The organism is Kitasatospora sp. NPDC002965, assembly GCF_040611255.1.
In the GTDB taxonomy this organism is placed as follows: Bacteria; Actinomycetota; Actinomycetes; order Streptomycetales; family Streptomycetaceae; genus Kitasatospora.
The window spans coordinates 46,488-62,785 of sequence record NZ_JBEXNT010000042.1; the positions used below are offsets into that span (position 1 = coordinate 46,488).

At 71.8% G+C, this 16,298-nt stretch carries 24 protein-coding genes; 13 read left to right on the plus strand and 11 right to left on the minus strand.

The window, feature by feature from the left end; translation table 11 throughout:
• Nucleotides 1-116: 116 nt before the first annotated feature.
• From ABZY91_RS18620 to ABZY91_RS18630, 3 genes are all read left to right on the plus strand, one after another.
• Nucleotides 117-1,034, plus strand: a complete 918-nt coding sequence (locus ABZY91_RS18620; RefSeq protein ID WP_355403617.1) for a LysR family transcriptional regulator — start codon at nt 117-119, stop codon at nt 1,032-1,034.
• Between the two features lie 131 nt (nt 1,035-1,165).
• Entirely contained in the window at nt 1,166-2,314 is a 1,149-nt protein-coding gene (locus ABZY91_RS18625) for an adenosine deaminase (RefSeq protein ID WP_355403571.1), read from the plus strand.
• A 233-nt stretch (nt 2,315-2,547) separates the two neighbouring features.
• Nucleotides 2,548-2,898, plus strand: coding sequence for an ATP-binding protein (locus tag ABZY91_RS18630; RefSeq protein WP_355403573.1), 351 nt, complete (start codon nt 2,548-2,550; stop codon nt 2,896-2,898).
• A gap of 176 nt (nt 2,899-3,074) precedes the next feature.
• Here the strand turns inward: ABZY91_RS18630 and ABZY91_RS18635 are convergent, their stop codons facing one another.
• The gene (locus ABZY91_RS18635; RefSeq protein WP_329885295.1) at nt 3,075-3,257 is read right to left on the minus strand and encodes a PspC domain-containing protein; all 183 of its coding nucleotides are present in this window, start codon (nt 3,255-3,257) and stop codon (nt 3,075-3,077) included.
• A 348-nt stretch (nt 3,258-3,605) separates the two neighbouring features.
• On the opposite strand from ABZY91_RS18635, the gene ABZY91_RS18640 reads away from it, so the two are divergent.
• Entirely contained in the window at nt 3,606-4,214 is a 609-nt protein-coding gene (locus ABZY91_RS18640; protein ID WP_355403575.1) for a hypothetical protein, read from the plus strand.
• A gap of 81 nt (nt 4,215-4,295) precedes the next feature.
• Here the strand turns inward: ABZY91_RS18640 and ABZY91_RS18645 are convergent, their stop codons facing one another.
• The gene (locus ABZY91_RS18645; protein WP_355403620.1) at nt 4,296-5,228 is read right to left on the minus strand and encodes a zinc-binding dehydrogenase; all 933 of its coding nucleotides are present in this window, start codon (nt 5,226-5,228) and stop codon (nt 4,296-4,298) included.
• A 98-nt stretch (nt 5,229-5,326) separates the two neighbouring features.
• Here ABZY91_RS18645 and ABZY91_RS18650 point away from each other — a divergent pair, with 98 nt between their 5' ends.
• Nucleotides 5,327-5,758 carry a MarR family transcriptional regulator gene (locus ABZY91_RS18650; RefSeq protein WP_355403577.1) on the plus strand — a complete coding sequence of 144 codons (432 nt, stop codon included), beginning with the start codon at nt 5,327-5,329 and terminating at the stop codon, nt 5,756-5,758.
• Nucleotides 5,759-5,878: 120 nt separating this feature from the next.
• The gene (locus tag ABZY91_RS18655) at nt 5,879-6,352 is read left to right on the plus strand and encodes an Lrp/AsnC family transcriptional regulator (protein ID WP_329885292.1); all 474 of its coding nucleotides are present in this window, start codon (nt 5,879-5,881) and stop codon (nt 6,350-6,352) included.
• A gap of 78 nt (nt 6,353-6,430) precedes the next feature.
• Here the strand turns inward: ABZY91_RS18655 and ABZY91_RS18660 are convergent, their stop codons facing one another.
• From ABZY91_RS18660 to ABZY91_RS18680, 5 genes are all read right to left on the minus strand, one after another.
• Nucleotides 6,431-7,030: a hypothetical protein gene (locus ABZY91_RS18660; RefSeq protein ID WP_355403580.1), complete on the minus strand. Its 600-nt coding sequence runs from the start codon at nt 7,028-7,030 to the stop codon at nt 6,431-6,433.
• 217 nt (nt 7,031-7,247) lie between these two features.
• On the minus strand, nt 7,248-7,400 hold the full coding sequence (locus tag ABZY91_RS18665) for a hypothetical protein (protein ID WP_329947716.1): 153 nt from the start codon (nt 7,398-7,400) through the stop codon (nt 7,248-7,250).
• A complete protein-coding gene (locus ABZY91_RS18670; RefSeq protein ID WP_355403582.1) occupies nt 7,397-7,636 on the minus strand; it encodes a hypothetical protein in 240 nt (79 codons plus the stop codon). The genes ABZY91_RS18665 and ABZY91_RS18670 overlap by 4 nt, the downstream gene beginning before the upstream one ends.
• Nucleotides 7,624-7,884, minus strand: a complete 261-nt coding sequence (locus tag ABZY91_RS18675; RefSeq protein ID WP_355403584.1) for a hypothetical protein — start codon at nt 7,882-7,884, stop codon at nt 7,624-7,626. Before ABZY91_RS18675 ends, ABZY91_RS18670 begins: the two co-directional genes overlap by 13 nt.
• Nucleotides 7,881-8,246 carry an ATP-binding protein gene (locus ABZY91_RS18680; RefSeq protein WP_355403586.1) on the minus strand — a complete coding sequence of 122 codons (366 nt, stop codon included), beginning with the start codon at nt 8,244-8,246 and terminating at the stop codon, nt 7,881-7,883. Before ABZY91_RS18680 ends, ABZY91_RS18675 begins: the two co-directional genes overlap by 4 nt.
• A 289-nt stretch (nt 8,247-8,535) precedes the next feature.
• On the opposite strand from ABZY91_RS18680, the gene ABZY91_RS18685 reads away from it, so the two are divergent.
• From ABZY91_RS18685 to ABZY91_RS18710, 6 genes are all read left to right on the plus strand, one after another.
• Nucleotides 8,536-9,429, plus strand: a complete 894-nt coding sequence (locus tag ABZY91_RS18685) for a helix-turn-helix transcriptional regulator (protein WP_355403589.1) — start codon at nt 8,536-8,538, stop codon at nt 9,427-9,429.
• 10 nt (nt 9,430-9,439) lie between these two features.
• Nucleotides 9,440-9,640 (plus strand): DUF397 domain-containing protein, encoded by a 201-nt coding sequence (locus ABZY91_RS18690; protein WP_355403591.1) that lies wholly within the window; start codon nt 9,440-9,442, stop codon nt 9,638-9,640.
• A 20-nt stretch (nt 9,641-9,660) separates the two neighbouring features.
• Entirely contained in the window at nt 9,661-9,861 is a 201-nt protein-coding gene (locus ABZY91_RS18695; protein WP_355403593.1) for a DUF397 domain-containing protein, read from the plus strand.
• 34 nt (nt 9,862-9,895) lie between these two features.
• The gene (locus ABZY91_RS18700; protein ID WP_355403595.1) at nt 9,896-10,378 is read left to right on the plus strand and encodes a hypothetical protein; all 483 of its coding nucleotides are present in this window, start codon (nt 9,896-9,898) and stop codon (nt 10,376-10,378) included.
• 63 nt (nt 10,379-10,441) lie between these two features.
• Nucleotides 10,442-11,779 (plus strand): ATP-binding protein, encoded by a 1,338-nt coding sequence (locus tag ABZY91_RS18705; protein WP_355403597.1) that lies wholly within the window; start codon nt 10,442-10,444, stop codon nt 11,777-11,779.
• Nucleotides 11,780-11,783: 4 nt separating this feature from the next.
• Complete coding sequence (locus tag ABZY91_RS18710; RefSeq protein ID WP_355403599.1) at nt 11,784-12,290, plus strand: hypothetical protein; 507 nt, start codon at nt 11,784-11,786, stop codon at nt 12,288-12,290.
• A gap of 123 nt (nt 12,291-12,413) precedes the next feature.
• Here ABZY91_RS18710 and ABZY91_RS18715 read toward each other — a convergent pair whose 3' ends face one another.
• From ABZY91_RS18715 to ABZY91_RS18730, 4 genes are all read right to left on the minus strand, one after another.
• The gene (locus ABZY91_RS18715) at nt 12,414-13,298 is read right to left on the minus strand and encodes an FAD-dependent oxidoreductase (protein ID WP_355403602.1); all 885 of its coding nucleotides are present in this window, start codon (nt 13,296-13,298) and stop codon (nt 12,414-12,416) included.
• Between the two features lie 64 nt (nt 13,299-13,362).
• The gene (locus ABZY91_RS18720) at nt 13,363-13,584 is read right to left on the minus strand and encodes a hypothetical protein (RefSeq protein ID WP_355403604.1); all 222 of its coding nucleotides are present in this window, start codon (nt 13,582-13,584) and stop codon (nt 13,363-13,365) included.
• The gene (locus tag ABZY91_RS18725) at nt 13,533-14,207 is read right to left on the minus strand and encodes a GNAT family N-acetyltransferase (protein ID WP_355403606.1); all 675 of its coding nucleotides are present in this window, start codon (nt 14,205-14,207) and stop codon (nt 13,533-13,535) included. Before ABZY91_RS18725 ends, ABZY91_RS18720 begins: the two co-directional genes overlap by 52 nt.
• 94 nt (nt 14,208-14,301) lie before the next feature.
• On the minus strand, nt 14,302-14,799 hold the full coding sequence (locus ABZY91_RS18730) for a hypothetical protein (RefSeq protein ID WP_355403608.1): 498 nt from the start codon (nt 14,797-14,799) through the stop codon (nt 14,302-14,304).
• 310 nt (nt 14,800-15,109) lie between these two features.
• On the opposite strand from ABZY91_RS18730, the gene ABZY91_RS18735 reads away from it, so the two are divergent.
• Nucleotides 15,110-16,298, plus strand: a 1,189-nt coding sequence (locus ABZY91_RS18735) for a hypothetical protein (protein ID WP_355403610.1), incomplete at its 3' end; no start/stop codon positions are given.

Consider the following 16,298-nt stretch of genomic DNA (forward strand, 5'->3'; position numbering starts at 1 on the left):
CATGAGACGTCGATAATGCATGCCTACGGGTATGAGTCGAGCGTGCGGCGGTGAGGGTGGTGCGTGCAGGCGTGGAGGACGACGGGGGAAGCGGCGCCCCGGCCCGGCTCGCGGAGTTGGGGCCGGACCTTCCGGCGGCGCAACTGGCCCCGAGGCTGGCCCAGTTCGCGGCGGTGGCGCGGTTGGAACACGTGACGCAGGCGGCCGCGGTGCTGGGCATGCCGCAGCCGACGCTGTCCCGGGCGGTGGCCCGGCTGGAGGCCGAGCTGGGGGTGGACCTGCTGGCCCGTCAGGGCCGGACGGTCCGGCTGACCAGGGCCGGCCGGCTGCTGCTCGACTCGGTCGAGCGGGCCCTGGCCGAGGTCGAGCGCGGTGCCGAGGCGGCCCGCGCGGAGGCGGACCCGGCGACCGGCCGGGTGGCGTTCGGCTTCCTGCACACCATGGGGACGGACGCGGTCCCGGCGCTGCTCCGGGACTTCCGGGCCGCGTACCCGCAGGTGCGGTTCCAGCTGGTGCAGGACTACGTCGGCGCGATGCTGGGCCGGCTGCGGGCCGGGGAGCTGGACCTCTGCCTGGTCGCGCCGGTGCCGGACGACGATCCGGCGCTGGTGGCCCGCCGGCTGGACGAGCAGCGGCTGCACCTGGTCGTCCCGGCCGACCACCGGCTGGCCGGCCGCCGCCGGATCCGGCTGGCGGAGGTGGCGGAGGAGCCGTTCGTGGGGCTGGAGCAGGGGTACGGGCTGCGGGCGATCACGGACGGGTTCTGCGCGGAGGCGGGGTTCGTGCCGAGGCTCGCGTTCGAGGGGGAGGAGGCGGAGACGCTGCGCGGACTGGTGGCTGCCGGCCTGGGGGTGGCGCTGCTGCCGCCGGCGCTGGTGCCGCGGCCGGGGGCGGTGGAGCTGGAGGTGACGGCGCCGCGCACCCGCCGGGCGGTCGGGCTGGCCTGGGCGGCGGGGCGGCCGATGACTCCGCCGGTGGCGGCGTTCCGGGACTTCGTGCTGTCGCGGCGGGGGCGGCTGCTGGAGCACGACTGAGGCGGTGGCCGCCCGGCCGGCCGACGAGCAGGTTGCCCGGATCGTCCCTTTGGTGGAATTCCCGGTGGACATTGGCCGATTCGGCCGGTGAACGGTGGCCCGTCTACGCGCGTAGGAGCTACACTCCCGCAATGGAGAAGCAGATCCCCGTCACCACCGCGGGCGCCGGCCCCCGCATCCCCACCGCCGATCAGATCGTCCGCGCTCCGAAGGTGCTCCTGCACGACCACCTCGACGGCGGACTGCGCCCCGAGACCGTGGTCGAGCTGGCCGCGGCCGTCGGCTACCAGGGACTCCCCACCACCGACCCCAAGGAGCTCGGTGAGTGGTTCCGCGAGGCCGCCGACTCCGGCTCGCTGGTCCGCTACCTGGAGACCTTCGCCCACACCTGCGCCGTCATGCAGACCCGCGACGCCCTGATCAAGGTCGCCGCCGACTGCGCCGAGGACCTCGCCGCCGACGGCGTCGTCTACGCCGAGGTCCGCTACGCCCCCGAGCAGCACCTCGAAGGCGGCCTGACCCTCGACGAGGTCGTCGAGGCCGTGCAGGACGGCTTCCGCCTCGGCGAGGCCAACGCCCGCGCCGCGGGCCACCGCATCCGGATCGGCACCCTGATCACCGCGATGCGGCACGCCGCGCGTTCGCAGGAGATCGCGGAGCTGGCCAACCGCCACCGTGACTCGGGCGTCGTCGGCTTCGACATCGCCGGCGCCGAGGCGGGCTACCCCCCCACCCGCCACCAGGCCGCCTTCGACTACCTCAAGGGCGAGAACAACCACTTCACCATCCACGCGGGCGAGGCCTTCGGCCTGCCGTCGATCTGGGAGGCCCTGCAGTGCTGCGGCGCCGACCGGCTCGGCCACGGCGTGCGGATCGTCGACGACATCACGGTCAACGAGGACGGCAGCGTGCAGCTGGGCCGCCTGGCCGCGTACGTCCGCGACAAGCGCATCCCGCTGGAGATGTGCCCGACCTCCAACCTGCAGACGGCGGCGGCCACGTCGTACGCCGAGCACCCGATCGGGCTGCTCAGCCGGCTGAAGTTCCGGGTCACGGTGAACACCGACAACCGGCTGATGAGCGGGACCAGCATGAGCAGGGAGTTCGGCCACCTGGTCGAGGCCTTCGGCTACACGCTGGGCGACATGGAGTGGTTCACCGTGAACGCGATGAAGTCGGCGTTCCTGCCGTTCGACGAGCGGCTCGCGATGATCAACGACGTGATCAAGCCGGGCTACGCCGAGCTCAAGGCCGAGTGGCTGTTCAGCGCCGGCAGCTGACGCCGTCGTCGTTCGTCGGATGAACGCCCCTCCGGGCCCGTCCTGAACGCCCTTTTCGGGCAAGGAATTTGGCGTTCATCCGACTACCCACTCGTGTGGGTGAACCGCCTTTGGTCCTCGTGCGATCCAATCAATACGGTGTGCCAGTCAATGCTGACCGGCCGTGGCGGACGGAACCCGTCGTGCCAGCCGTACCGGTCGGCCACCGACGAGGACCCAAGGGGACCAACCACATGAAGCAGGCCACTCTCAAGGCCGCCGGCACCGCCGCGCTCGGCCTCGCCATCGCCGCCGTCGGCGCCGGCAGCGCGTCCGCCGCCCCCGCCGCCACCGGTGGCCTGGGGCTCCCGACCGGCGCGCTGACCAACCCGGCCGTCACCGGTGCCGTCACCGACACCGCCGCCAAGCTGCCCGGCGGCGACCGGGTCGCCAACACCCTCGGCACCCTCGCCCCGAGCGCGGGCCAGGCCACCGCCCCGCTCGCCGGTGCGGCCGGCAACCGCGCGGGCGTTCCGAGCATCCCGGGCCTCGACAAGACCCCGGTCGGCGGGCTCACCGGGCTCCTCCCGGGCCTCGGCGGCTGACGCTCCGCACCCGCGCACGGCGAACGGGCCGCTCACTCCCCCCGGAGTGAGCGGCCCGTTCGCCGTGGTCGACCTGTGGTGGTGGTCCCGGTGGTCCCGGTGGTCCCGGTGGTCCTGGCCGGTGGTTCTGGTGCTCACGCCGGGGAGGTTCGCGGTGGCCGTCCCCGGCGGGGCGGTCACGGCTCCTGGGGGAGTACCAGCCAGAGCGCCAGGTAGATCAGGAACTGCGGGCCGGGCAGCAGGCAGGAGACCAGGAAGATCGCGCGGACGGTCCACGGGGTGAGTCCGAACCGCTCGGCGATCCCGGCGCAGACGCCGGCGATGACGCGGTTGTGGCGGGGGCGGGCGAGGCGGCTCATGGCGTACTCCGTTGCTGTGGCGCCGGTGGCCGGTCCCTCCGGCTGGCGTACCTCCATGCTCCGCCGGATTCCCGGCCGGTACCTCAGCCCGCAAGCCGATCCGGCCCCTGACGTCCTTCCCCTCGCAGGGCGACCCGGCCTCCGGGTTTTCCTCAGGGTCGCCCCGGAGGTTGGCGTGCGGACGGAGTGGGAAGTCGGCCGGTCCGACGTCTCGTGCGGGGTGCCCGACCGCACGGGGACGGCGCGCCCGCCGTGCCCGGCCGGGCACGGCGTCCCGGGCGATCCGCTGCCGTTCCGCTGCCGTTCCGGTGTGGTTCCGCTGTCGGTCCTCGGCGATAGCGTCGTGCCATGAGCTCCTCCCTGAGTGTGTACCTGTTGGACCCCGAGGCCACGCGCGCCCTGGTCGGCTCCGGTGACGACCAACTGCTCCAGGTCGTCAAGGACCGCTTCGGCGCGGACCTGGCGTCGGACGACGATTGGTTCGAGTCGGAGATCGAGGCCGGCGCCCCGACGGCCTACGAGGCGCTGCACGCCGTGGTGCACGCCGGGCCCTTCGTGGAGAACAGGGAGCACGCGTTCCAGTACGGCTACGCCTACAAGCGTCTCTGCGGCCTGACCGGGTCCTTCCTGGACAACTCCTCCTTCAGCCCGTTCAAGGGCGACTGGCTGTCCGTCGTCGACGAGGGCCTGAAGGCGCTGAGGATCACCGCCGTGTCCGTGTCCGAGTTCGGTTACTCCGGGCTGCCCGCGCCCGTTCCGTCCTCGTACCTGCCGGGTTGCGGCGAGTGGACGCACGAGCAGTGCCTGCGGGCCCTGGAGGAGTTCGAGGAGACCAAGCGGCAGGGGCACGCGCCGCCGCTGGATCCGGAGGTGGTCGAGGCCGTCATGGACGTCATCAAGTGGCTGCGCCACGTCGAGGCGCGTCCGGGCTTCGGCGTCGTGGGCTTCGTGTCGTAGCGGCGTCGGGCTCGTCCCGGCCGCGGGCGGCGCCGGGACGAGGCTCGGGACCACCACTCTCCGGGGGCCCCGTGCCCCCGGCTACGGCACGAGAACGACCTTGCCGAGGTTGCGGCGCTGTTCGACGACGGCGTGGGCACGGGCGGCCTCGGCGAGGGGGATCTCGGCGTGGACGGCCGGGCGCAGGGTGCCCGCGTCGCGCAGCTGCCAGAGCTCGCGGAGCCTGCGGGCGTAGACGTCCGGCTTGCCGAGGGCGACGGCGCGCATCTGGAAGCCGATCAGGGACGCGCCGCGGAGCAGGAGTTCGTGCGCCTCGACGGTGCCGCCGCCGGAGCTGTAGGCCACCAGCCGGCCGCCGGTGGCGAGGGCGCGGACGGCGGGTGCGAGCAGGTCGCCGCCGACGCCGTCGAGGATCACGTCGTACGGGGCGCCCCAGTCGGCGTCGTCGTAGTGGACCACCTCGTCGGCCCCGAGGCCGCGCACGAAGGCGGCCTTGGCGGGGTTGCCGACGGCCGCGACGACACGGCCCGCTCCGCCGGCCCGGGCGTACTGGAGGGCGAGCGTGCCGACCCCGCTCGCGGCGGCAGTGACCAGGACGGACTCGCCGGGCTCCACGCGGGCCGACTCGTAGGCCCCGCACGCCACGAGTCCGCTGCGGACCAGGGCGACGGCCTCGACGGCGGTGGCGTCGTCGGGGATCCGGGAGGCCATCGCGGTGTTCAGGACGGCGAACTCGGCGTAGGCGTCGGCGAAGCAGAGCCCGGTGACGCGGTCGCCGACGGCGAAGGCGGCGTTGCCACCGGGTGCGCCGTCTCCCGGGCCCGTGGCGACGACCCGCCCCGCGACCTCGCCGCCGAGGGGGACCGGCCCGCCGCCCTCGCGGACCTTGCGGACGGTCGGCAGGGTGACGCCGACCGCCTCGACCCGGACCAGCAGTTCCCCGGCTCCCGGGGTGGGGGCGGCGGCCTCCTCGGCGCGGAGCGCGGTGTGGCCGTCGTCGATGTCGTGGCGGATGCGCAGCACAGGACCTCCCGGCCTAAAGTCATTGGATGTCCCAACGATAGGCCGAAAGTCATGGGGAAGTCCAATGAAAACCCGAGTAGCCTGGGACCATGACCTCGCCCCTCCAACACCTCCAGTCCCTGCCGAGCTGGCTCGCCGGTCGCGTCGCGGCGCGCGGCCGGGGCCTGGTCGCCGACGCGATCGCCGGGGAGGGGCTGAGGCTCATGCAGCACGCGGCGCTGGCCGCCACCGCCGAGTACGGCCCGGTGGCCCAGGCCGACCTGGGGCGGCTGCTCGCCGTCGACCCCAAGGACATGGTCGGCATCCTCAACCACCTCCAGCGGGCGGGATACGTCCTGAGGTCCCCGGATCCTGCCGACAAGCGGAAGAACGCGGTGACGGTGACCCCGGAGGGGGCGGCGGTGCTCGCCCGCTGCGCGGCCCTGGCCGAGGCGGCCAACGAGGAGCTGATCGCACCGCTGAACCCGGACGAGCAGCGGCAGTTGATGGCCCTGCTGGCGCGGGTCCACGAGGGGGCGTAGGGCCGCTGGGCGGTGCGGGGCCGCGCGGTGGCGCAGGCTCCGGCCGGAGGGATCTCGGCCTGTCCGGGGGTGGTTCGGCCGTGGATCCGTCGGCAACCGATCCGTCGGTAGCCTGGGCGGATGACCGAGAGCCTTGATGCGACGGACTGGGCGATCCTGGCGGAGCTCCAGCGGGACGGCCGGGTCGCGTTCACGGAGCTGGCGCGGCGGGTGAACCTGAGCGCGTCGGCGACGACGGAGCGGGTGCGGCGGCTGGAGTCGGTCGGGGTGATCACGGGCTTCCGGGCGGAGGTCGACCTGGAGCGGGCCGGGTACCCGGTGCACGCCGTGGTCCGGCTGAAGTACCCGGGGCCTGGGACGCGGCACGAGCCGTTGCGGCGGTTGCTCGGGGAGCGTCCGGAGATCCTGGAGTGCCTGCGCACCACCGGGGACGACTGCTACGTCATGAAGGTGGCGACCACGTCGCTGGCGCATCTTGAGGAGATCGTCGACGAGCTGGCCCAGTTCGGGAGCACGACCACCAGCCTGGTGCTGAGCCGGACGCAGTCGTCCCGCGGCCCGGCCGCACCCCGGGCGGTCGCCGCGTCGTCGTGAGGCGGGGCGCGGGTGGCAAGGATGCAATCCGCGTGCGGTCGGGGCTCGCGTCCGGGCGTTCGCCGTCCTCCGGAGGGGTCAGGGGGTGTCCGGGGCCGGCAGGGGGTGGCCGTCGCCCGCGGACAGGCTGAACACCTTGACGTGCATGTCGGTCGTGACGGTGATCCGGTCGGGGCCCGTCCACGTGGCGGACTTGAACGCTCCGTAGCCCGGGTACTGCCCGGCCATCTCGTGGACGGTCCACCGGCGGGCGCACCAGCCGGTGCCGGCTTCGACCAGGATCGACCAGTACTGGCTCTCGGTCTCGCCTCCCGGATCGGCCTGGAGGCGTACGACGAGCGCCCGGTCGGGCCGGTCCGGGGCCTGCTCGCGGCTCATCGTCTCGGTGACGCGCAGGCCCTGGAGCAGGACGCCGCCGATCATGACCGTGATCCAGACGAGCACGGTGAAGAGCGTCGCGACGATGCGGTCGCGGCCGGGCTTCATGAAGCAGGCGGCGAGCACCAGCAGGGCGAGCGAGCAGCTGATCAGCAGTATCGGGCGGTCGAAGGCGTCGGCGACGAGCAGGTGTCCGCCCGAGCGGCTCTCCCAGATTCCCGCGGCGTACAGGCACACCGGCAGCGCAGCGGCTCTGGAGAGGAGTCGTCGCGTCGTCCGGCGATGTGCGGTGGGGAACATGTGTACGGACTATGGGACTTCGCCCGTAGGCACGTCAAGGACGGTGCACGGGTCGGAGCGGGAAGTCGGTGGTGTCGACTTTTGGTGCGGGTGCGGGTGCGGGTGCGGGTGCGGGTGCGGGTGCGGGTGCGGGTGCGGGTGCGGGTGTGGGTGCGGGTGCGGCTGCGCGGTGGTGGGCGGCGGCTGGGGCGGCAGCCGCCGTGCGGGTGGGGCGGGATCAGCGCGGTATGCGCCTGTCGGGCTCGTCGTCGGCCGGTTCGCGGTGGACCTTGAGGGCGGTGATGACGCCCAGGGCGACGGTGGTGATCGCGAGGGCGAGGAGGACGGCGAAGGCCGCGCCGACCAGGTAGTCGACGGTGCCGGGCCTCACCGCTGGATTCGCAGGAGGCGGTGGCCGAGCCGGGCGGCGAGGGCGTGGAGGAGGTCCTCGGCCTGGTCGCGGGTGAGGGGGACGGCGAGGTGCTCGCCGGGGGCGGCGTGGATGTCGAGGTCGGGGGCGAGGCGGAGTTGGAGGGGGGCGTCGGGAACGGTCTCGACGGTGACGTGGGCGACGGTGGTGCGCTCGGTGTGGACGGCCTCGGTGACGAGGGGGATCAGGAGTCCCACGGGGGGTCGTTCCTTTCGGTGGAGCGGAGGAGGTGGAGGAGGTTGAGGAGGGTGGCGACGGGGGCGTTGCCGAAGTCGACGAGGAGGCGGCCGTCGACGGCGCCGGGGAGGGTGGCGGCGGATCCCCACTGGATGCCGAAGGGGCGGCCGGGTTCGTGGAGTTCGGCGAGGAGGGCGGTGACCTCGGGCTCGGTGTACGTGCGGATGACGGGGTCGTGGGGGGTGAGGGGGGTGCGGTCGTGGTTCACGCGGCGGCGTCCAGTTCGAACCAGACGGATTTGCCGTTCTTGTGGGAGTCGGCGCCGAAGCGGTGGGTGAGGGAGCGGACGAGGTGGAGGCCCCGGCCGGACACCTCGTAGGGGTCGGCGGAGATACGCGGTTCGGGGAGGGCGGGGCTGTCGTCGCAGACGCAGACGCGGAGGGTACGGGGGAGGAGGACGACGATGACGAGGGGAGCCTGGCAGCCGGCGTGCCGCCAGGCGTTGAAGTAGAGCTCGTGGAGGGCGAGTTCGGCATCGTGGACGGCGTCCGGGTGCCGGCCGGAGGAGGTGAGGGCGGCGCGCAGCTCGTTGCGGGCGGCCGACCAGTCGGGCGGGTTGAAGGTGCGCATGGCAGGCCTCCGAGGGGAGAGGCGGGGAGGGGAGGAGTCGACGTGCGTCGCCGTGAGCCAGGCCGGACCGGACCCGGTTGCTCTGCGGTGCGTGAAGGCAGCAGGCGCCTACTGCCCTGGAAGCAGGCGTTACTGACGCTCCGTCGTGTGATCGGTGCAACACTGACAGGAGGGTTGCGAGTCATATTGTTGCAACCAAAACGGCAAGGTTGACCCTTGTGAGTGACGGGCCGCCGGTGGCGGCGGGTCGCGCCGATGCGGAACACTTCGGGGAGAGGGAAGGAACGCTGTGGGGCTCAGGGGAGAGATCAGCCAGCGGCAGCGCCGCTTCGGAGACGAGCTTCGCCGTCTGCGGTCGGCTGCGGGCTTGTCGGCTCCGGAGGCCGGCGCGCTGGTGGGAATGAAGAGCCCGGCGGTCAGCCACACAGAAGCGGGCCGGATCAGCCTCAACCAGGAGCGGTTGAACGTGTGGCTGGACGCCTACGGCTGCGAGGATCCGGCGTATCGCGCCGGGCTCGCGGACATGGGGCGGGGTTCGGGCAAGGGCTGGTGGAGCGCCTTCGCCAACAAGGTCCCGGACCTTGCTCTCGATCTCGCGGAGCTGGAGGACCGGTCCGTTCGGCTGGACAGTTACGACACGCTGTACATCGCCGGGCTGCTTCAACTTCCCGCGTATGCCGAGGCCATCTACGAGGATGCCTACAGGGCCGGCGCCAGTTGGGACATCTCGACAGCGGTCGACTTCCGCATGCAACGGCAGCGGATCCTGACCGATGGCAAGGATCGGCAGTTCCGGTTCGTCATCCACGAAGCAGCTCTACGCATGCGCTTCGCCGGGGATGCCGTGATGAGGGCGCAACTGCGCCACCTCCTCGACGTGGCGGAACTGCCCAACGTCACCATCCAGGTGCTGCCGTTCACCGCCCCGAAGCACGGACCGATCTCGGCTTCGTTCCTGGTCTGCGACCCGGGATGCTCCGACCTCTCCACGATCGTTCTCTCCGGCCCCAAACGGGCCGAACATCTCGGCGATCCGACGGACGTCGGCGACTATCGCCACGCGTTCCAGCGGTTGGCCGACAACGCCTTGCCTGCCGTCGACGGGCGGAGAGACTTGTGTGAACTCCCCTCGCGAGACTCCTGGGGCCTGGTCCAACATCTCCTCTACCTGCTGCAGACCTGAAAGGCGTCCGATGTTCCACCTGTCCTGGCAGAAGTCCTCCTTCAGCGGCGCAGACGGCGCTGACAACTGCCTCGAACTGGCCCGGGGTGCTGGCGGCCTGAGGCATGTTCGGGAGTCCGATGACCCGGGCACAACGCTGACGAGTGATGCCACTAGGCTCCGTGCGTTCCTCCTCGCGGCCAAGGCCGGCGAGTTCGACCACCTGGTCTGACACCAATGTCGGGGGTGTATGTGAACCGGATCGATTGGCAGAAATCCAGCTTCAGCGATGCTGATGGCGGAAGCACGTGCGTCGAGCTTGCCTACGGCAGCGGAGACGTTCGCCACCTCCGCGAATCAGATGACTCGGATGCCGTCATCGCTACCGACGTGGTGAGGCTCCGCGCCTTCCTCCTCGCGGCCAAGGCCGGCGAGTTCGACCACCTCATCTGAACCGCGCTTCTCCCCGCCTCGGAGGATCTCACTGATGAACGCCGACACCTGGCGTATCCGACTCATCGTCCGCACCACCCAGGTCGGCGTCATCGGCGGGGCCCTCTGGGGCGCCCTCGTCGCCCTCATCGCCTTCCGCTCCACCTCCGTACCCCTCGGTGCCATGGTCGGCCTCCTCGTCGGCACCTTCATCTCCATACCGACCGGCTCCCTCCTTTCCGCCCTCCCCAAGCGCCTCGCCTTCCACCACTTCTCCGCCCCCGCCCTCGGCGCCGTCCTCACCGGGACCGCCGGCTACCTCGTCCTCTCCCACGTCCTCGACGTGCCGCACGTCCTCTTCCGCGTCGGCGTCGCCTCCCTCTTCGTCCTCTCCACCGTCCTCGCGGCCACCGCCTTCCACTTCGCCGTCCGCACCCTCCGCCCTGGTGCACGCGGCAGTGAACAGCGCTTTCGTCGTGGTGGTGCGTACGAGCGACTGTTCCCGTGGCGCCACCGCTCACCGTTGGACGGCCTGTAATCGCTACTGCTTAGCTGGGGTGACGACAGTTCCAGGTCGGAGCGAGCGAGAGAGAGGTGCCCGGTGGAGACTCCCCGTCTGGAGGAGGTACGCCTGACCTCCTTCAAGAGCTTCACCGGCCAGTGCCTGCCTCTCCGCGACCTCACGGTACTGATCGGCCGCAACGGCAGCGGGAAGTCCAACGCGCTGGACGGGCTGGTGGTGCTGTCCCGTCTTGCTCTGGGCGAGCCGGTGCATGACGCCCTGGACGGGCCACGGAGCGGCGGTGAGGAACCGATCCGCGGTGGCGCCGAGGGGTGCGCGCCGCTCGGGGCGGAGAGTTTCGCGCTCGGTTGCCGCGTGCGATCCGGTGAGGCGGTCTTCGATCTCGATGTGGAGATCGCTGTGCACCCCGAGGTGCGGATCCTGAGCGAGCAGCTGACGGCTGTGGAGGGAGTGCGCTACGGCAGCCGCCGACTCGCCGCCGGCCGTTCGTTGCTGGCCAGTAGCCCTCCGGACCCGCGCCGCAGCGACCTGAAAGTCCGCTACTTCAACGGACTGCGAGGTGCTGATCCGGGGATCCCCTTCGCCGCCGACCGCTTGCTGACGAGTCAGGTCCCGGTGAGGCTGCCTGCGACGACGGAAGCGACCAAGCTGGTACACCGCGCTGCGCAGGATGTTCTTTCCGTCCTGCGGGAAGTGTTCCTACTGGATCCGGTTCCACACCTCATGCGGCAGTACGTCAACAGGCGTGACACGGAGCTCAGACGAAGTGCCAACAACCTCAGCGCAGTGGTGGAGAACCTGGCCGAGACCGATCTCCAAGCCTTCGGACGGCTCACGGAACTCGTGGCGGGTATGCCCGAGTATCCGGTGATGGGCATCAGTAGCGTCGACACACGGATCGGCGATGTCCAACTGGTGCTGCGCGAGTCCGGCTATCACGGCGAGGAGCACGATGTTCCGGCGCGACTCCTCAGTGACGGCATGCTGCGGTTCCTGGCGTTCGGCACCGCGCTGCTCAGCGCTCCCGTCTCCTGTGATGGCGAGGAGCCTGCGCAGGCCCAGCGGCATCTGGTGATCGAGGAGATCGAGAACGGCCTCTACCCCACGCAGGCCGCGCGCGTACTACGGCTGATGAAGGAGGAATCGGTGCGGCGAAGTGTCGATGTTCTCTTCACCACCCACAGCCCGGCACTCCTCAATTCCCTTGCCGCGCAGGATCACTCAGGTGTGGTCGTGTGCAGCCGTGACCAGGAGTCCGGGGAGAGCATTCTGACTCGCCTCACGGATCTGCCGGGCTACGTCGATCTGTTGGCGGCCGGAGACCTGGGCGATGCAATCACCAAGGGCCGACTGCCGGAAGCGATCCGTCCCCGGGACGGCATGACCAGCGTCGAGGACTTCCTGAGGAGCCTGTGAGCCCGTGAGCAACCAGCGCAGGTCAGGGCTCCAACTGCCTGTCGTCGACTTCCTCGACACCTCGATCCTTGTCGAGATCCTCGACGTGCCTCACATGAACGGCCATCGCGCCGAGGTCCTGGCGCAGATGGATGTCCGGCTGAAGGCCAGGGTGCGCTTCGTCCTGCCGACCGCGACGGTGATCGAGACCGGTAACCACGTCTTCCAGATCAAGGACGGGACGGCCCGTCGCGCCTGCGCCACCAGTTTCATGAGCATGCTGCGCAAGACAGCGTCCGGCGAGGCCCCTTGGAAGCTGCACGAGCGGACCTGGGACGGCGCCTTTCTCAGCCTGCTATGTGGGGGCGGGGCCACCGGCATGGATCTGGCGGATCATGCGGTTCGTCAACAGCTCGGCACCGGCGATCTGAGTATCGTCGCCGAGCGGGACCTGTTCGCATCCCGGGTGCAGGCCGACGTCCGTATCTGGACACTGGAAGCCACGATGGGCACGTGGGCCGGACTCGCCTGAGGTCGAACGTCACGGTCCTCGCTCTCTGCGCAGGAAGTCGGCCGATCCGATTTCCTGCGCAGCAGCCGCCGCCGATGTCCGCCGACCGGCGGATACGGAGGTTGCGGGGTGCTGGTCCTCAGCTCAACTGCCGAGCCTCAGGGCGTAGTAGACGTTCAGGGCGGACTCCGCACCCGAGCCGGTGGCGGTCATGATGCGCTGGCCCCGCGCGGACCGGAGGTCCCCGGCGGTGAGGACGCGGGGGTGCTGCCGTTCGGGCGGGCAGTAGCCGTCCTCGCCCCGTACCAGCGCTCCGGGCACGGCGGCCGGGCGGCAGCCGAGGTTCACGAAGACCGCGTCGGCGTCGAAGTCGCCCAACTCGCCCGCCGTGAAACGGCCGTCGACCGTCCGGCGGAGGTCGAGCGAAGCGACCTCCCGCAGGGTCACCCGGCTCTCCCCGCGGACCTCGTCGGCCTTGTAGGCGTCCGCCGGCGGGTGCGGCACCACCAGGCGGAGCGGGACGTCCGGGTGGGCGCGCAGCAGCGTGCCGAGGGGGCGGTCGGCACCGAGGACGAGGGTGGGGCGACCGGAGAGGGAGGCGGCGTCCGCCTCCCACACCGGAGGGATCGGGCCGGCGTCGGAGGTGATCCACTCCACCTCCTCCGGGAGCGCCGCCCGGACGCCGGTCGCGACCACCGCGTACCGCGCGCGGACCGAAGTGCCCGAGGCCAGGCGCACGGTGACCCCGCCGTCGTCCGCCTGCAGCTCCTCCGCCGCGTAGCCCGTGCGGACCTCGCACAGCTCGTGCACCCGCCGTACGTCCGCCGCGACGGCGTCCGCGAACGCCCCGCCGGTCGCGAAGCCGAGGACGTTCTCCACCGCCGGCACCCGGCGGAGCGTGTGCGCCGGCTTGTGCCGCTCGATCAGCACCGACCGCAGCCCCACGCTCGCCGCCATCACCGCCGCCGCGCAGCCCGCCGGGCCACCACCGACGATCACCAGGTCGTGCGTCACCGCCTCCGGCGTCACCGGCGCTCCTGTCAGCACTGTCCGACCAACTCCTCCGCCGTCACCGACCGTCGTGCTCCCACCCTTACAGGAACTGATGGACGATGCCCGCTGCCGCGTACCCGTTGACGATTCCGATGACCACGGCGATGCCGACCTTCCGGTCCGAGGCGTACGACATCGTGGTGCCGATGGCCAGGAACAGGGCCCCGGCCGCGAGGGAGCGCCAGTCGGTGAGCGGCTCCACCGTTCCTCTCAGGTGGAATCCGACGAACAGCAGGAAGGAGGCGAGGACGGTGACGAGCATCCACCTCTCGAATCCCGGCAGCGTGCGGTTGGTCCGCTGGTTCTCGCCCGACATCCGATGCGCCCTCCCCGGCACGGCTGTGTCCCGGGTGCCATTGCATCGTGTGCCGGGGCGTTTGTCGCGGGGGCTTCCGGCCGTTGCGGGGGAAGTTCGGCGTTCCCAGGACCGGGGCCGGTCCCGGGCCTCCCAGTCCGGGCGAGGGTCGCGAGCCCCGGGGCGTTGGTGGTGTGGGGAATCGCTTCGAGGCGGTGCAGCGGGAGTTCACCGAAGGCGAGGTCGACCAGGGCGTCGAGGGCGGCGGCGCCGTAACCGTGGCCCCGGCGCTCGGGAACGACGAGGAAGCGGACGCAGGCCAGGCCGTCCACCATGCCCTGGTTGGCCAGGACGGCGGAGCCGACCGGGGTGCCGTCCGGGAGCGCGACGAGGAAGCCGCCGTGGTCGGAGTCCTCGACGTCCTGCTCGATCCGTTCGCGGACGGCCGACAAGGGGCGCGGCCAGTGGCCGAGTTCGTGCGCCGCCACGGGGTCGGAGCGCCAGGAGTACAGCGACTCGGCGTCGTCCACGTCGAGCGGGACGAGGGCGATGGCGGGCGTGGTGGCCTCGGGCGCGCGGGTGCTGGTCATGGGCGGATGGCCGGGCGGGGCGACCACCGGAATACCGCGCCGCCCGCCGGGCGCCGAACGGCGCGGCCCGGCGGACGGCGGTGGGCCGGGTGGGTCAGCCCTGCTGCGGGCCCTGCGGCTGGGCCGGCTGGTACGGGGCGGCCTGCTGGTAGGGGGCGGCGGGCTGGTACGGCTGGGCCTGCTGCTGCGGGGAGGCCTGCTGGTAGGGCTGCTGGTACGGAGCGGCCGGCGGGTACGGAGCGGCCTGGTGCTGACGCGCGTTCGGGTTGTACTGCGGGGCGTTCGGTACCGGCAACGGCTGCGGGGCGGTCGCGTTGGAGCGCTCGGCCAGCGCCTTCACCGAATTGGCGATCAGCACCACCGGCAGGATGAAGGCCTGGAAGAAGATCCGGTACTCGCCGCCCTCGAAGACGAACCCGAGGTAGTACGCGTACCCGACGAAGGCTATGCCGGCGACGATGTTGAGGATGCGCCAGCCGAGCTTCACCCCGCCGAGGTTGATGGCGCCGAGGACCACCATGGCGATGCCGCTGACGGCCAGCAGCACGACGTACCAGGAGAAGAGGGGCTCGGCGTCGAAGTCGAAATTCAAGGGAGGTTCCTGTGGGTGAGTGAGGAAGAGCGGCTGATGGGGACGAGTGCGCACAGTACTGGAGTCCACCGACAGTCGTCCTCACGATTTCGCCACGGTGTCATCGCCGAATCCACCCGGCGAACCCGCCGTTCACCCCTTGAAAACCGCTCAGGAAGCGTCAGTGCGTTCGGATATGATGCGGCCGTCGCTGGTGGTTGGGGGGCGAAGCAGCGACCCGGGTGAGAGTCCCGGTGCGGCCTCCCACCTCGGCGAACCGCCTGCTGCCGGGTTCCGTCGGGTTCGCCCGCCTTCCTCCCATGAGGTCCCCTTGCGTACTCAGCACCGCAGATCCCTCGCCCTGGCCGCCGCGGCGACCCTGGTCTCGGGTGCCGCCCTCGCCGCCGCGCCCGCCGCTTCCGCACTTCCGCGCCCCGCCAAGGCCGACACGGTCCGCAGCGCCCAGGGACAGGGCGTCCCGGGCCCCGGCGTCCAGGAACAGCGCAGCCCCGTCACGGTCACCCTCGACGGCTTCCCCCGCGGCTTCACCGCGGGCGGCCTCGCGGCGGAGTTCACCGCCACGCTCCGCAACTCCGCCGACCACGCCGTCGACGTCACCACCGGGTTCACCGTCGCGAACGGCGACTCGGGGATCCGCGAGACCCAGCTCCGGCTGGAGTTCCAGCCGCCCGGCGGAGCGCAGTGGAAGCCCGCCACGCCCAACCCGGGGGCCGCCGTCGGGGCGACCTGGACGCTCGACGCCTTCAACTCCCGGCTGAGCCTGCCCGCCGGGGGCTCGGCGACGTACCGGCTGCGTCTCGCCGTCACCGCCGACGCTCCCGCCGGTCGGGCGACCGCCGCGCTGAACGCCGTCGTCTCCGACCCGACGCTGCCGCCGGAGAACCGGATCTCCAGCGCGAGCAGCCCGTTCTCCGAGTTCGTCACCACGGCGGCGGGCGGCAGCGCGACCCCCACGCCCACCCCCGCGCCCGGTGTGCCGTTCCTCGCCCTGGACGCGGTGCCGGTCTCCTTCACCGCGGGCGGCGAGGCGAAGCCGTTCCGCCTGTCGCTCACCAACCGCAGCGGCAAGGAGATCTCCTTCCTGCCCGAGCTGACCTTCCGGGGGCGGGCCCTGCCCACCGCCGAGGGGACCCGGCTGGAGTTCCAGACGGCCGAGGGCGAGTGGCTCCCGGCGGTCGACCAGGGCTCGTCCGCGGCGGGGCGGCTCACGCTCACCCTGCGCACGGGGGACAAGGACAGCGGCCTCGTCCGGCTGCGCGACGGCGAGTCCCGGACGGTCAACGTCCGGCTGGCGTTCGCGCAGGACGTGCCGGCCGGCGTGCTCTCGCTGGTGTTCACCGGTCTCAGCCTCCCCCAGGGCGGCGGGAGCGGCTCCGGGGCGACGGCCACCAGTTCGGCGGTCGACATCACGGTGGCCGGCGCCGCGCCGTCCACGCCGCAGGCCCAGCAGGCGGCGCCCAGCACGGTGGGCACCGCCCCGGTCGCCGAGCCGACCGCGC

Bases quoted from the DNA above. Each gene is read 5' to 3' on its own strand.
- ABZY91_RS18690 (WP_355403591.1), top strand. From the start codon at position 9,440: ATGTTCCACCTGTCCTGGCAGAAGTCCTCCTTCAGCGGCGCAGACGGC.
- ABZY91_RS18700 (WP_355403595.1), top strand. From the start codon at position 9,896: ATGAACGCCGACACCTGGCGTATCCGACTCATCGTCCGCACCACCCAG.
- ABZY91_RS18725 (WP_355403606.1), bottom strand. From the start codon at position 14,207: ATGACCAGCACCCGCGCGCCCGAGGCCACCACGCCCGCCATCGCCCTC.
- ABZY91_RS18630 (WP_355403573.1), top strand. From the start codon at position 2,548: ATGAAGCAGGCCACTCTCAAGGCCGCCGGCACCGCCGCGCTCGGCCTC.
- ABZY91_RS18655 (WP_329885292.1), top strand. From the start codon at position 5,879: ATGACCGAGAGCCTTGATGCGACGGACTGGGCGATCCTGGCGGAGCTC.
- ABZY91_RS18680 (WP_355403586.1), bottom strand. From the start codon at position 8,246: ATGCGCACCTTCAACCCGCCCGACTGGTCGGCCGCCCGCAACGAGCTG.
- ABZY91_RS18635 (WP_329885295.1), bottom strand. From the start codon at position 3,257: ATGAGCCGCCTCGCCCGCCCCCGCCACAACCGCGTCATCGCCGGCGTC.
- ABZY91_RS18640 (WP_355403575.1), top strand. From the start codon at position 3,606: ATGAGCTCCTCCCTGAGTGTGTACCTGTTGGACCCCGAGGCCACGCGC.
- ABZY91_RS18720 (WP_355403604.1), bottom strand. From the start codon at position 13,584: ATGCTCGTCACCGTCCTCGCCTCCTTCCTGCTGTTCGTCGGATTCCAC.
- ABZY91_RS18625 (WP_355403571.1), top strand. From the start codon at position 1,166: ATGGAGAAGCAGATCCCCGTCACCACCGCGGGCGCCGGCCCCCGCATC.
- ABZY91_RS18660 (WP_355403580.1), bottom strand. From the start codon at position 7,030: ATGTTCCCCACCGCACATCGCCGGACGACGCGACGACTCCTCTCCAGA.
- ABZY91_RS18650 (WP_355403577.1), top strand. From the start codon at position 5,327: ATGACCTCGCCCCTCCAACACCTCCAGTCCCTGCCGAGCTGGCTCGCC.